Below are 15168 nucleotides of genomic sequence, written 5' to 3' on the forward strand. Positions count from 1 at the left end.
TTATGGAGGGTGATTCGTAATGAGAAGAGAATTGCTAATTGCATTCACGGCCTTTTTCTTTATGTCTTTATCTGCTTTAACCGGTGTCTATGCAGTGGAAGAGAAGGCTAAAATAGAAACTCTTTTAACAAAGCAGGTGGATGTAACAGGAGATGCTAAAAAAGATACCATTTATTTACGAGGCAATCCTTATGAGGATGGTTCTCTATTTTTAAAGGAAATCTACCTCGATATTGCTGCTACAGACGGGAAAACCTACAAAATCAACCTAGAAGGCGGATATGAACCTGCCATCCATTTTATAGATCTGAATAATGATGAGGTAAAAGATATTTTTATCGGGATCCCAACAGGAGACAGCGGAGGGATTTCCAATTACTTTTTATACACCCTAAAAGATTCTTCAGTAACAGACTTAACCCCTCCCGAGCCGCTTGTCATAGAAAGCCAGTTTAAAGATGGCTATCAGGCATCGTTAACCATCCAGGAAACCGGACAGTCCTATAGCTTCGATTTAAGTGACCGGGGGAAGGATTACGAACGTATGGGCCTTTATTTGAATGGAAAATTAAATGAGCCTTCTGAACTGATGGTTTTGCCTTACGGTACATTGAAACCAGTGAAAGTTAGTGGGAATAAGTATGGGCTAAAGGGTATTCAGAGGCTAAGCGGAGTTTTTAATGCAGACTCCATTGCGTATGTTAAATCAACGTGGTTTTTTGAAAAGGGAAAATGGATTCTTCAAGATGTTTCTGTAGAAAAAATCGTTCCTTCTAAGAATCAATAGGCAAGTGTAACCTTTTTGGCAAGCAATACATAGGCTATGGCAGGGATGGTTTTGGGAAAGGAGTCAACTGACCATGAGCAAATTTAATCCTGCCAAATTGAGCGTTAAAAATATTCCTCCTGCAACTCCTTTTGAGCCGGTTGAAGGTAGAAGATATACATTAACACATTCTGACGACACCGGTGAGCTCTTTTTAAGTATTGGCTATTTATATGATAAACAATCGATTAACCAGAAGCTTCGTGATGAAGTGCTTGCAGAATGGGCAGCTCAAAATGGAGAATTCCTTTTAATTGGAAAAGTCTATATAAGTAATGGGGACTATGATGAAAAATTCTCACGAATCCGGTACCTCATCTTCAAAAGAGAGCTTGAGCTTGCGTTGACTGGCATTATATATGGAGACCAGAGCTTGTTTGAATATTATCCTTGGCTGCTCGATGCTCCTATTTATATCCGATTCGAATCTATTTACCCTGAGTTCCGGGAAACCCTTTTCTGTGGGACCCCAAGACAATATTTAATCGCTTCAAGAACAAAAATTTCCGAGACATAGGCGGTATGGCCTGTGTTTTTTCTTTTGTAAAGGAAGCTTCGGAGCATTCGCCGCTTTATTGACAGCAATGCTAGTGCAACAATGCCAGTGAAGCAAATGGCTATTTGCATGCATCATTCTTATTTTCTGGCTCCTGTGCTGATAAAGGCCTATCGTCCCAAAGAATAAGAGGGAGTAAGGCATTTACAACATTTATCAAATTGGTAATCCATTTAGATTTAAGACTCTGAGAAACAAGACTAGTAAGTGAATTAAATGCTGCTCAGCAGAAATAAAAGGCTTTAAAAGCTGAATAAACGATAGCAATAGATACATAATAACATTATGTAAACTTAAAAGATTATAAAAGGATAGATTGTACAGTAAACTTAAAAGATCTATATTAATTCAGATCGTTAAATTTTAATAAATCTAAAAATCAATTCTTTAAAGATTTCAAAAGTGGCAGCTAAAATATTGAGTAGAATTACTGGAGAAGTAAAATGAACGTCCAGGAATTTAATGATTTTTAAAAATGGTTTAAAAATCACATTAGAACAAATAACACAAATCGTTGAAAAATTTCTGATTCCGTCTCACTATCATAAGTATACTCCTAATATGAGACTAGTTGTTTATCTCTTTATTTAACTTCCTAGAATATATATTATGGTCGGGGCGTAGTTTTAAAAAGGCAAAACATCTTTATTGCTGCTCTACCCTATGCTTATAGCTTCTATCTCTAACGTTTTCAATATCTATATAACCCATGCTGTATTCAATAACATCGTTAATAAATAAATTGTGGTTCTTTGCAAAGTCTTTAACATCCTCTAACAATTCTTGATCATAGGTGGTTTTGTACTGAATTCTATCTTTTGGTCTTAACTCTTTATTGAATGTGATATACCCTTGAGATAAAACTCTTCTTAATCCACTTTCAATTAGGTAGTTTACGAAAGTATCATTCTCAGTAGCCAATGCATTTAGTTGATCCAGTAAAGCTTTGCTTACATTTGTTCTGAATTTAACCCTCGAAGTGTCAGTTGTTTGTATCAGTCTTCCGTTTACTAATTTCCACATTATAAACACTCCCATTATAAAATTGGATGGTCAATGAGACGCTGTGTCAACCGTTCTCTTTTATAAGACACATACTCATTAATATTTTCATTGTATATGATTTTTCCAAGCTTAGGGAGATCATATTTACCTTTAACCCAAATACGGTAAATAGGATTGCCAACCTGACTAAATTCAAGTGTAATCTCTGAACGCAGTTTCCAATTTTGAAAGACCGATAACAGCCCCTCAGCAAATAGAAGACTTCCAGATGTAACATTCATAACATATCCTCTTTTTTGAACCCACCCATCCCCATCAATCACCCCTCTGACAAATGCAGGCAGGAATTCATTAGGAATGTCAGGAAAAGGAACGGTCAGGGATTTATTCGAGCTGATTCCCATCATCTCCAGATCGGTTTTAATCTCTTTTGAATTAATTATTAAAGTTGGAGTTAATCGTGTCTTTCCGGTTGGTGCCAGTATATAATCAGCCTCCATAAATTTCGCAACAAGCTGAAGAATTCCTTCATCCTTTTGTGAAAAAGTAATGGTATTTGTACGGGCACTGACACAGCCATCCGTCAGAAACAAGCCAAGCACCCAGGCCATTTCATTTGACCAATTCTTAAAGAAGTTTTCATTAACCTTATGCTTACGCGGCTGTCCGGAAGACTGACCTCGATTCATAGCAATTCCGTGTTTATATAAGATATTGCGAATCGCCCGGTCCGATAATCCAACTACCGGTATGATTTCTTTGTATAAATTTCCATCTTTGTACATCTTGATGATAAGCTCGTCGGTAATGCCCGGCTTTCTTGGCATGCTTCCTCCCCCTTATCGCTCCCATTCATAATTACCTGCTTCTATATTCATTATACAAACACGTGTTCGTATTTGCAATTTAGAGCATAAATTAATTTATAACATCCAACTTAAGCAGGTTGTTTATCAGACAATTTCCATTTTAGCTAACTTTTTTTAAAAAAATGCATAATCCCTCAGGGATTATGCATTTTTGGGGATGTTTTAAATGGTTAGACAGGTGCCATTATTGTTTCTATAGTTCAATTTTTCCCTTCTAAAACTTTCCCTAATATCTGAATTCCCTTGACAATCTCTCTTTCATCAGCATAGCTAAATGAGAGACGCAGATACTCTTTTCCTTCCTCTTTATCTAGGAAAAAGTATTGACCAGGGACAAAGGCCACACCCTTAGATAAGGCTTGTGATAACAACTGGCCTGTATCGATACCAGGTACCTTAACCCAAACAAAGTACCCACCTTTTGGCACGAACCATGAAACAGATTCTGGCATGTATGTTTCTAGTGCAGCCAATAATCTATCGCATTTTTTCTGATAGCTTTCTTTTAACTTAATTATATGTTCCTCAAAATTTAACTTGTTTAAGTATGTAGCCATTGTCGCCTCAGCATACGAATGTTCCAAGTCTTTTTTGAACCAAAACAACGCTTCAATCAGCTCCTTAACTCCCGATACCCAACCGATCCGAAGACCTGGTGCCACTATCTTAGATAAGGAGCCGACATAGATAACCCGATTGGCTTGATCCATTGACTTAAGGGTCTGTGGACTATTGACGAAGCCCAATTCTCCGTAGGCATCGTCCTCGACAATCAAGAAATTATAGCTTTCTGCCAGTTCCAGTAAATGTTGACGGCGCTTTGGTGTAAGGGTTGTCCCAGTAGGATTTTGAAAGGTCGGAATGCAATATAGAAATCGCGGTAAAGGTTGGCCATTACTCTTTCTATCCGCTAAAATTTGCTCGAATAGATCTGTACGAAGTCCTTCTTCGTCGATGGGCACAGTGATAAAACGATCCGTATAATTTTGAAAAATCTCAATAGCCTCCATATAAGTAGGAGCCTCAACCGCCACAACAGTATCTTTATCTACTAGAACCTGTGCAATTAGATCAATAGCCTGACAAGCCCCTGCAGTGATCAATAACTCTTCTTCACTAACAATGATACCCCGTTTCTCCATCCTTGCTTGGATATGCCTTTTAAGCCTATCTTTGCTTGGACTCCCTAGATACTGAAGAGGTAAATCTTGCTCCGATTCCAATAAATAAACTGCTGCTTCCTTTACTTCAGCGCTTGGAACTAGAGATGATTCTGGATAACCTGAATTCAACCGAATACAATGGTCAGGGACATCTGCTATCCATGAACCTGGTGGTTCATTCTTTAAAGCTAGTTTTGTATGATTTGAAAAAAAGGATTCAACCTTCATAACTATGTTAACCTCACTTTGGTAGTTTTCAATTCATCGATTCTTTTTCCGGCAGACAGATACTTACATACGTACAATTGGCAGTTGCCGTAATTCTTTTACATTATTAACACCAGACAACATCATAGAAGTTTGAAGATCCTGAAGAAAATTAGCTAAAAATTGTTCGACCCCTTTTTCGCCCCCTGCAGCTAAGCTATAGACGAATGGCCGGCCAATCAAGACAGAATCAGCCCCAAGAGCTAGTACCTTTAAGGCGTCAATCCCTCTTCGAATCCCACTATCAAATAAAACAGGAACCTGGCCATCTACGACCTTTACGATTTCAGGCAGAGCATCAATGCTAGAAATAACACCGTCTAATTGCCTTCCGCCATGGTTTGAAACGATTATTCCATCAACGCCATATTCAATGGCCCGAAGAGCATCTTTAGGGTGTAAGATCCCTTTTAATAGGATTGGCAATGACGTTCTCTTTTTCAACCTTTTGACATGCTCCCAATTTAACGCTGGGTAATTAATATTCGTTATAATACTTTGAAGTATCGTCTGGGAATCCACTTTATCCAGTGTTGATAAGAATACAGGATCTGATTCATAGTTTCCTTGACCAAAGCCTTGTGCTAATGGTGAAAAGCGATGGCGCAAATCGGCCTCCCTATAGCCTAGTGTAATCGTATCTATTGTTAATACTATTGCTTCATAACCTGCTTCTTCAGCTCGTTTCACCATATTAAAGGAAATTTCCTCATTTTTGGACCAATATAATTGAAACCATTTAGAACTGCCGCTTGCAGCTTGAGCTACATCTTCAATTGAATAACTCGATACAGTACTTTGGATAAACGGAACCTGATATTTAGCCGCTGCCCGGGCAACAGCCAGATCTCCCTGTTCATCAGCTAACTTTAAAACTCCAACTGGTGCAAGTAACAGTGGAGTAGGGTATGTACGTCCAAACATGGTTATACTCGTATCTAAATTAGACATATCATTTAAAACTCTCGGAATTACTGAATATTTCTTAAAGGCATCGGCATTTTTCTTTACTGTTTCCTCACCGCCAGCCCCAGAAGCGATATAACTAAAAGCAGGAGCAGACATAGCTTGTTTTGCTGCACTTTCTATTTCCTCGAAACTAATTGGAAAATAGTCCTCTGTATTAATAGATTGAACGATATTATCATTACTTTTAAAAGACGAAGACATCCCTTCACCACCCTTTATATTTTTTCATATCCGATAATAAAAATAAGTTTACCATTTTCTCATTCGTCAAAAAAGCAAAAATATTCTTGGTCTTTCCTCCGAAATTTTAATTTCTCAAATTATCCATAAAATTGTATTGCATAAATATACATTTTAATGTTATTTTAATTCTATTAACTTTTTAAACAAAGGGGTTTTTGAAATGTCTGTCGGATCTATTAAAGCAATTAAAAAGGGGACTGTTGAAGAAAAAACACCATACTCGGTAAAGCAACTTTTAAAATTTGCTATCCCTTCTCTATTCGGAGTGCTATTATTTTTAATTCCTATTTCTATTAATGGAAAGGTAACAATTGGCCTTGGTGTCATGGCTGATTGGCTTCAGAACGCGATTGGCCCATACATACCTGCGTTTATGACAGCTGTTCTTTGTGTATCGGCAGTCAGTGCATTAGCCGTCAAACTTAAACCGGTATCTTTTGTTAAGAATAATAGCTTTTTAGATTCACTTCTTAATATTAGTCCGTTTTGGTTAGTGTTTCGTGTAATTGGAGCTATTTTTGCTATTATGACCTTAACACAAGTTGGACCTTCTTTTATAACTTCCGACTTTACAGGTGGAGTTGTATTAAATGATTTAATACCTGTTCTGATGGTTTGGTTTTTATTTGCTAGTTTATTTATGCCGTTATTATTAGAATTTGGACTAATGGACTTCATCGGTACAGTCGTTCGTAAAGTAATGCAGCCACTCTTTAAATTACCAGGCCGTTCTTCTGTTGATGCTATGGCATCATGGATGGGAAGTGGTACAGTGGGAGTTTTACTGACAACACAACAATATGAATCTGGATATTATACAAAACGTGAGGCTGCCGTTGTAGCCACAAACTTTTCCATTGCTTCGATCGCCTTCAGTTTAGTTATTGCAAAATTTTTAAGCATTGATCATATGTTTGTTCAGTTTTATTTTACTGTTGTTGTAGCAGGGATCATTGCTGCTATTATCTGTCCGAGAATACCGCCTCTTTCTCGTAAAAAGGATACCTACTATGAACCAATCGGACAGCAAATTGATGAAATTGTTCCAAATGGGGTCTCATCTTTTCAATGGGGCCTTAAACAAGCAGTTGACAAGGCTGACCAAGTTAAGAGCGTAAAGGATATTGTGAAAAAAGGGGTATATAATGTATTAGATATTTGGATGGCACTGATTCCACTTGTTATGGCACTAGGTACAGTTTCTCTTATCATTGCAGAATTCACACCTATTTTTAATTACCTTTCCTATCCATTTGTACCATTACTGAATTTACTGCAGCTTCCTGAGGCAGAAGCAGCCGCACCTGCAATGATTGTTGGCTTTGCAGATATGTTTTTACCAGCTGTTATCGGGAGTGGCATCGAATCAGAGATTACAAGATTTGTGATTGGCGTAATGTCCCTAACACAGTTAATCTACATGTCTGAAATTGGAATTTTACTAATCAAGTCAAAAATTCCTCTATCTATTTTGGAGCTATTTATCATTTTCCTTCAACGCACGATCATTACATTACCCATAACAGCTATAGTGGCACACGTGTTATTTTTCTAATTCATTTAAAAAGGTCCTTACCCACAAACCTTAGGCTTTGTAGATTTTTTCAGGTATCATCATGCAAGTTTTAAAATAGCCTTAAATAAAAGTATAATTATACTAGTTATCTTAACCTTTAAATGAAATATACAAATGGCGAACATGGCAGAGACAACCCTTGCCTTGTTCGCTTTTTTTATTTAATGGTTATTTTTGTACTTTTTCCTTTTGAATATGCCAATATCCTCGTTCGCTATTCCACGATCTTATATGAATTTCCTTATATATATATTCTGATGGTAGGCTCGTCGGTAATGCCTAGATTTCTCCGCATCCTTTCTTTTACTTATCCCCCCCCTTCAGAAACTGCTTTTTTCACAAACAAATGTTTGTGTGAATGAATTAAAGCATTATTAACAATTAAAAAATGAGCTCACTGCCGTGTCCGCTGAAATGGGTAGAACTCCCTCACACAAAACTGTCAGCACTGAAATAAAGAAAATAACCCTACAAGAACACTCACAGAATCTTACCTGCAAACGCCCTCATAGGGTTTACTAATACTTATGCAGTTCCAAACGTTATGCCTGTTTCCTTCAGCAGCTTTCGATAGGCGATGCTCATCCGGTCACAGTTGAGATGCAATTCTGCCTGGAGATCCAGCGGCAGCAGCTCTGGTTTTTGGTTTTCAACAATAGCCCGATCCTGCTCAATCAGCAGGTCCTGGAACTCAACGAAAACCTGATCTCCTTCCTCTAAAGCATAATTCCGCTCCATTACCATAAATGCTGTGCTTTGCTGTTCATTCACCGGTAATACGATGAGAAACAGCTGAAAAAATTCATTTGTATTGCTGATTTTCTTTGTAAATGCTGCACATAGCGGATTATACACTTTATACGTATACTGGGATTGAACACCATGCCCTCGACCATCAGGATCAGGCTGATACACTTCAATTTCATCACTTACCAGGACTCCATTTTTCTGATGAACTTGATAATCACTAATTTCAGGAAATTCACTGTCACCGAGCAGCCCTTCATGAACAAACATCAGATGGGAAACATCCAAGAAATTTTCGATTACGCGCGGGCCCGCAGCGTTAAGCTTATAAGGGCCCATGTGAACTTTTGTGAAATCAGGACTATTTAATTTTCCTCCGCCGATCATTGGCTTTTCATCCTGTGGCTGTTTGATGCATACCCAGATAAAGCCAAACTCTTCCGTACAAAAGTATGAGTTCGTTCGAGCTTTTGCAGGAATCGCCCTGTTCTTTGGCATGGAAGGAATACGAGTGCATTTTCCGCAGCGATCATAGGTCCAGCCATGATATGCGCAGACAATTCCATCATCCACAACCTTGCCAAGCGATAAAGGGACACCACGGTGAATGCACAGATCCTTTAGAGCATGGACTCCATAGGCAGTGCGGAAAACGGCAATCTTTACACCAAGCACTTCCACTGCTTTTGGAGAGTCAGTTAAATCAACTGAAAGGCATACAGGATGCCACTGTTTAAGTAAAACGGGATCTTCGATCAACACCTCCATCTCCCTTCCTTTATTTTGGAATCGTACCCTTCACTCCTTCTACAAACCAATTCATTCCAAGAATATCTTCTACAGACACTGTTTCACCATCAGCCACCTTAATTTCTCCTGTTTGATCTTTAATTGGACCTGTAAAGACATTTAATGTGCCATCAATTAATTCCTGCTTTTTCGCATTTACTAAATCCTGTACGTCCTGTGGCACATTTTTACCAAAAGGAGCAATGTCAACCATGCCCTCTTTCAGGCCATTCAGGGCTGCTCCCGATTTCCATGTTTCATCGACAACGCTCTGAACAACTTCAACATAATAAGGGCCCCAATTTAAAACAGGATTTGTTACGTACGTTTCGGGTACATAATGGCCCATATCTGAATCATTGCCCATTCCCCAGACACCGCGTTCAGCTGCAGCCTGGATGCCGGCTGGTGAATCCTGGTAGTTTGCTAGCAAATCTACACCTTCATCCAGCAAACTGATCGCAGCTTGTCTTTCTGTTGCAGGGTCAAACCAGGTATTGCTCCAGACAACCGATACTTCAATATTTGGATTGACGCTTTGGGCACCTAGAGTAAAGGCATTAATCGTATAGATGACCTCTGGGATAGGAAATGCACCCACATATCCAATTTTATTGTTTTTTGTTAATTTTCCGGCAGCAACTCCAGCTAAATACCCTGGCTCATACCCTTTTCCCTGGTAGGTTCCTATATTTTCAGCAGTTTTATAACCAGTAGCATGCATAAAGACAACATCTGGGTATTTTTTCGCTACATTAACCGTGGGATCCATATACCCAAAGCTTGTTGTGAAAATAATATCGTGATTTTGGGCAAGCTCCTCAATCACTCGCTCTGCATCTGGTCCTTCAGGAACGTTTTCAACTGTTGTGGACTCAATTGAAAAGGTTTCGTCCACCATTTCTCTTCCTTTGTCATGCTCAAACGTCCAGCCTCCATCTCCTGGCACACCAATATAAACAAATGCGACTCGAGGTTTTACAATTTTCTTAGGCTCGGTAGATTCACTATCAACAGCTTTTGCAGGTTCTTCCTTGACCGGATCGCTTGCTGATTCCTGTGAACATGCAGCTAGGATTGAAAACATCATAATAAGTAAGAACAAGCCCAACAATTTTTTCATTTTATTTCCCCCTTGGATTTTTAACGTTTTATTCTCGTTAATGCTGGACCCCATCACCACCTTTAATAAAAACATTCAATTAAAACCGTTGTTCCCGGAAGTAGGGTATTCCTAATGATGTCGGTTCAGCAGGTGGGTTGTGCCGGTTTTTCCAGCCGATAAACATTAAAACAAGTATCGTTGACACATACGGCAGCATTTTTAAAAAGTAGGATGGAATACCAATATCAAACAGCTGGATTCGGAATCCGAGTGCATCAAGCCCACCGAAGAAATAGGCACAAAGCAAAGCGTACAAAGGGTTCCAGCGGGCAAAAATGATAAGTGCAATTGCAATCCAGCCCCTGCCTGCTGTCATTCCTTCGATCCAGTTTGGTGAATACACCATGATTAAGTAAAATCCTGCAAGACCCATAAGCATTGATCCGGCAATTACATGAAAGTATCGATAGCCCGCGACTGAGATTCCCATCACATCGGAAGTTGATGGACTGTCCCCAACTGCTTTTAAATGCAGTCCCAAAGATGTTTTGTACATATACAAATACAACAGAACAGCCAGTGCGACGCTTACCCATATAAATAAATCCAGGTTAGAAAAAATTCTGCCGATAAATGGGACTGACTCCAGCCAGGGGAGCTTTATCTTTGGGACCGATACGGCCAGAGCTGTTCCTGCTATCGCTTTCCCCAGATAAGCGCTTAGACCTGTTCCAAACAATGTAATCGCCAACCCGCTGACAATTTGGTTTGACCGCAGACTGATGCAGAGAAATGCGTGAATAAATCCAAGCCCCGCAGCTGCAAAAACAGCAGCAACCAGCGTGACAAAAAGGTTTCCTGTTTGAATAAACACGATGCAGGAGATCACCGCTCCGATGAGCATAATTCCTTCTGTTCCTAAATTAATGACACCCGCTTTTTCACTAATGATACCCCCGAGCACCGCAAACAGAAGGGGCGTGCCCGAGGAGATCGCTGCAGTTATTAGTAATATAAATAAATCCATTAAAGATCTCCCTCTCTTTTCTGCTGAATCTGGTGAACTATTTGCCCTCCTCGCTTACCCTCTTCAAACGATATTTGCTGAGCATCTCTCCGCCAATCAGGCAAAAAAGAATCGAACCCTGCAGCATTAAAGACATGGATGATGGAAGCCCGATCGTTTGAACGCTGTATCCGCCGACAATTAATCCTCCAATAAAGACAGATGAAACTATCATTGCCCACGGGTTAAGTTTTGCAATCCAAGCGATGATAATTGCTGTATAGCCATACCCTGGGGAAATGCCATACATAAGCCTGTGCGCTGTGCCGGAAACCTCCAGCATCCCCGCAAATCCTGCAAGCCCGCCGCTGATCATCATCACTATGAGAATATGTTTGTTCGCTTTTATTCCTGAATAAGCTGCAGCTGACGGGTTTGCACCAAGCAGTCTTAGCTCATATCCCCAACGGGTTTTTGAAAGCAAAAATGCGAAAACTGCGACAGCAATCAAAGCAAAAATCAATCCGAAATGAAGCCTGCTTCCGCCGATAGTTGCCAGCATTTGAGACGGGGTGAAAATTGGTGTTCCCGGGAAGTTAAATCCCTCAGGATCACGCCAGGGGCCAAAAACGAAGTAATCTAATAGCAATAGAGCAATATAATTGAGCATCAGTGAGCTTATTAACTCATTAACCTGAAAGAAGGCTCTCGGGATAGCGGTTAACAAGCCCCAAGCCGCGCCAGCAGCAGCACCCGCAAGCATCATCACCGGAATATATAAGGGTCCTGGTAAATTAGGGGCAAAGATCGTGACGGCTGTTGCTCCGATTGCTCCTGCGATTAGTTGACCCTCTGCTCCAATGTTCCAGATTGAAATTCGATAAGCGATCGCTACGCCAAGACCGCAGAGCAGGAGCGGGATAGCTTTGACAAGTGTTTCACTAAATCCAAAGCTTGATCCGAAGGCTCCTTGCAGCATTTTGCCATAAACAACAGCGGGGTTCATCCCGTTTAAGGCGATAAACAGTGCACAAATAGCAAGCGCGGCTCCGATGGACAGGAGAGGGATCCACCAGCCACCTGACTTTTTATGTGGGTCGTATTCGATCCTGAATGGGAGGCTTCTGAACCTTCTCAATCCTTTTTTCATTGGTACAGATGGTTGGCCCGCCGTTATTTTCTGATTCATAGAACAGCTTCCTCCTTCCCAGTTAGTCCAGCCATTAACTGGCCTATATATTCTTTATTTGCCTGTGCTCGATCAAGCTCTCCGATAATCTCGCCACTGTAAAGGACAAGAATTCTGTCTGACAACTGAATAACTTCGTCTAAATCCTCTGAAATAAGGAGAATTCCGCTTCCAGAGCCGCGCAAATTGACAAGCATGTGATGCACCGCTTCTGTTGCACCAACATCAAGTCCTTGGGTAGGATGAACGGCTATCATCAGCTTTGGATCTTGATCAACTTCCCTTGCAAATAAAAGCTTTTGCTGATTCCCTCCAGAAAGCTGCCGGACTGGGCTATGCAAATCCGAAGCGCGGACATCAAACTTTTTAATAAGCTCCTCTGCCCATGTCTTGTTCTTTTTCTTTTGGAGCAAACCATACTTTGTTCTGCTTTTTGTCCGATAGGTTTTTAATAGCAAATTGTCGACAATTCCCAAACTCCCTGCCAGACCGCTTTTCATCCGATCTTCCGGAATATGGGCAATTCCTTTATCAATTAAATTCTTTACGGTCGGTACCTTTAAGTTTGCATTGTTAAATGCAACCCTCCCGCCAGTCCAGGGAATCAAACCAGTTAAAGCTTCTGCCAGCTCCTTCTGCCCATTTCCAGCTACCCCAGCAATGCCGATAATTTCATGTTCAAAAATGGTAAAGTTTATATCCTTTAACGCATCATTCCCATGAGTGCCACGGACAACAAGGTCTTCAACTTCTAGAATCGGCTTTCCACGCTGTTTTTTCTTAATTGAAATGCCGTTTGACATCTCGCGGCCGACCATAAGCCGGGCAAGTTCCTGGACATTTGTATTTTTGCTTTCCAGGTTGGCAATCATTTTCCCTTTTCTCATAACCGAGATTCGGTCAGACACAGCCATTACTTCCTTCAATTTATGGGTGGTGATAATCATGGTTTTTCCATTCTGTTTCAATTCCTGCATCGTCCTAAACAGCTGGTCGGCTTCTCCTGGTGTCAACACGGATGTTGGTTCATCAAAAATGATTATATTTGCGCCTCGATAAAGAGTTTTTACGATTTCAACCCGCTGCTGCTCTCCAACCGATAACTGCCAAACTGGCACTCCGGCTGGGAAACGAAGGCCGAACCGATCAGCAATATTTTCGATTTCCCGCTTCTTTTTGTTCATCCATGAGGTCCCGCGCCACAGTGAGCCTTTTTCACCGAGAATGATATTTTCAAGTGCTGTTAGTGTTTGGACAAGCCTGAAATTTTGGTGGACCATCCCAATCCCAAGTTCCATTGATTCTTTTGGAGAGCGAATCCGAACTTCCTTTCCTTGGATAGAAATAGTGCCGCTATCTGCTTTATAAAGTCCAGAAAGCATGCTCATAATTGTGCTTTTTCCGGCTCCATTTTCACCAAGCAAAGCATGGACTTCTCCTTTTTCAACCATAAAACTAACATGGTCACTGGCGGTTACCTCACCGAACCTTTTAACAATATCTTTCATATCAATTGCATACTGCGGCAACCGAATTCACCTCCATTACAATGTTGTTTTTAAATAAGACTTGGCTTAATCCCGTCAGCGTAAATTCAATTTATTTTTTATCATCCAATAAATCGTAAAGCGTACATGCTAAAATTTTTGCTGCATCGTTTAAGTCTTCAAGCCTGATATTTTCATCGGCCCTATGACCATTGGCTTCTTCCAGTACTTTAGGTCCAACACCAAACATAATGGTCGGAATATCGGCAGCATAAAAGTGCCGTGCATCGGCGTAAATCGGAACACCGTTTATTTCCAAGCTGCCTTTATTTTTCATAATCATTTCCCAGTTTCCGGCTAGTGCAGAAATGAGCGGAGTATCCTCTGGTACCGGTCCAAAGCTTTTGGCGTCAAGGATTTTTCGGATTTCTATCTTTATTCCGTCCATGTCTGCCGCCGCCTGCTCAACTATTTCTCTAAATTCTATTTCTGCTTTGTTTCCATCTTCCTCAGGGATCACTCTTCGGTCGACCCTGATTTTGCATTCATCTGGGACGACATTCGTGTTGATCCCGCCAGAAATAAGACCGACAACAAGAGTAGGAGAATCAATTCCTGAAATGGATGAAATATTAGCTCCAAGCGTTTGCCGGTATTCGTATAAAGCCGCCAAAATTTTGGACCCAGCTTCAATTGCATCGGCTCCAGTATGAGGCAGCGCGGCATGGGCCGATTTACCGGTAACCTTAATTTCAAAATGCAAACAGCCGTTATGAGCATTGACAGCTGAATAGGTAAATCCGGCAGCAATCACCTGGTCCGGCTTTATTACTTGCTGATCCAGCAGCCTTTTCGGTCCTAACTCTCCTCCTGTTTCCTCGTCGAACGTGAATGCAAGATCAATGCTGCCTTCTAGTCTTCGATTAAGCTGTGTTTGCTTTAAAGCCATAACGGCATATGTATAAGCTGCAATATCAGATTTGGAAACAGCTACACCTCGGCCAAACATCTTGCCATCGATAACCTCTCCTCCATATGGATCAACGCTCCAGCCCAGACCAGGGGGAACAACATCTCCGTGGGCATTTAGAGCGATGCGCGCTCCGTTTCCAGCACCGAAAACTACTTTAGCTACAACGTTGGCCAAACTGATCATTCCGGCTTCCTTCACTTCATTAGCATCCACTTCCAATAAACTGGTGTGGCCGAAGCCAAGTTCACCAAGCTGCCGATGCAAAAGCGAGGCTATTGGATAGCAGTCTCCTTTCGGATTATCTGATGGGATTTGCACTAGTTTTTTCAAAAATTCTGTCATTTCTCCTTGATGCTCATCAATCCATCTAACGAGCGCTTGTTTATCTTGAATCATGT

At 40.7% G+C, this 15168-nt stretch carries 13 protein-coding genes; 3 read left to right on the forward strand and 10 right to left on the reverse strand.

What is annotated here, in order from left to right; genetic code table 11:
* Positions 1-19 precede the first annotated feature (19 nt).
* Both HRJ06_RS13365 and HRJ06_RS13370 read left to right on the forward strand, forming a co-directional pair.
* Positions 20-787 carry a hypothetical protein gene (locus tag HRJ06_RS13365; RefSeq protein ID WP_174733437.1) on the forward strand — a complete coding sequence of 256 codons (768 nt, stop codon included), beginning with the start codon at positions 20-22 and terminating at the stop codon, positions 785-787.
* A gap of 73 nt (positions 788-860) precedes the next feature.
* The gene (locus HRJ06_RS13370; protein WP_174733438.1) at positions 861-1343 is read left to right on the forward strand and encodes a staygreen family protein; all 483 of its coding nucleotides are present in this window, start codon (positions 861-863) and stop codon (positions 1341-1343) included.
* Between the two features lie 684 nt (positions 1344-2027).
* Here HRJ06_RS13370 and HRJ06_RS13375 read toward each other — a convergent pair.
* The 4 genes from HRJ06_RS13375 to HRJ06_RS13390 form a co-directional block, all read right to left on the reverse strand.
* Positions 2028-2405 (reverse strand): rRNA methyltransferase, encoded by a 378-nt coding sequence (locus HRJ06_RS13375; protein ID WP_174733439.1) that lies wholly within the window; start codon positions 2403-2405, stop codon positions 2028-2030.
* 14 nt (positions 2406-2419) lie between these two features.
* On the reverse strand, positions 2420-3214 hold the full coding sequence (locus tag HRJ06_RS13380) for an LAGLIDADG family homing endonuclease (protein WP_174733440.1): 795 nt from the start codon (positions 3212-3214) through the stop codon (positions 2420-2422).
* 242 nt (positions 3215-3456) lie between these two features.
* Complete coding sequence (locus tag HRJ06_RS13385; RefSeq protein WP_174733441.1) at positions 3457-4647, reverse strand: aminotransferase-like domain-containing protein; 1191 nt, start codon at positions 4645-4647, stop codon at positions 3457-3459.
* A 63-nt stretch (positions 4648-4710) separates the two neighbouring features.
* Positions 4711-5856 carry an alpha-hydroxy-acid oxidizing protein gene (locus HRJ06_RS13390; protein ID WP_174733442.1) on the reverse strand — a complete coding sequence of 382 codons (1146 nt, stop codon included), beginning with the start codon at positions 5854-5856 and terminating at the stop codon, positions 4711-4713.
* Positions 5857-6058: 202 nt separating this feature from the next.
* On the opposite strand from HRJ06_RS13390, the gene HRJ06_RS13395 reads away from it, so the two are divergent.
* A complete protein-coding gene (locus HRJ06_RS13395; RefSeq protein WP_174733443.1) occupies positions 6059-7453 on the forward strand; it encodes a YjiH family protein in 1395 nt (464 codons plus the stop codon).
* 546 nt (positions 7454-7999) lie between these two features.
* On the opposite strand, the gene HRJ06_RS13400 is transcribed toward HRJ06_RS13395, so the two are convergent.
* The 6 genes from HRJ06_RS13400 to HRJ06_RS13425 all read right to left on the reverse strand — a co-directional run bounded on the left by HRJ06_RS13400 (position 8000) and on the right by HRJ06_RS13425 (position 15166).
* Positions 8000-8983 (reverse strand): Rieske 2Fe-2S domain-containing protein, encoded by a 984-nt coding sequence (locus HRJ06_RS13400; protein ID WP_338421096.1) that lies wholly within the window; start codon positions 8981-8983, stop codon positions 8000-8002.
* 16 nt (positions 8984-8999) lie between these two features.
* The gene (locus HRJ06_RS13405) at positions 9000-10133 is read right to left on the reverse strand and encodes a BMP family ABC transporter substrate-binding protein (protein ID WP_174733444.1); all 1134 of its coding nucleotides are present in this window, start codon (positions 10131-10133) and stop codon (positions 9000-9002) included.
* 79 nt (positions 10134-10212) lie between these two features.
* Positions 10213-11142 carry an ABC transporter permease gene (locus tag HRJ06_RS13410; protein WP_174733445.1) on the reverse strand — a complete coding sequence of 310 codons (930 nt, stop codon included), beginning with the start codon at positions 11140-11142 and terminating at the stop codon, positions 10213-10215.
* Between the two features lie 37 nt (positions 11143-11179).
* Positions 11180-12310 (reverse strand): ABC transporter permease, encoded by a 1131-nt coding sequence (locus tag HRJ06_RS13415; RefSeq protein ID WP_174733446.1) that lies wholly within the window; start codon positions 12308-12310, stop codon positions 11180-11182.
* Positions 12307-13839, reverse strand: a complete 1533-nt coding sequence (locus HRJ06_RS13420; protein WP_338421097.1) for an ABC transporter ATP-binding protein — start codon at positions 13837-13839, stop codon at positions 12307-12309. Before HRJ06_RS13420 ends, HRJ06_RS13415 begins: the two co-directional genes overlap by 4 nt.
* A 70-nt stretch (positions 13840-13909) precedes the next feature.
* Entirely contained in the window at positions 13910-15166 is a 1257-nt protein-coding gene (locus HRJ06_RS13425) for an ArgE/DapE family deacylase (protein ID WP_174733447.1), read from the reverse strand.
* Positions 15167-15168 lie beyond the last annotated feature (2 nt).

Origin of the sequence: Mesobacillus harenae (assembly GCF_013343715.1) — a bacterium.
Classification (GTDB): Bacteria; Bacillota; Bacilli; order Bacillales; family Cytobacillaceae; genus Mesobacillus_A; species Mesobacillus_A harenae.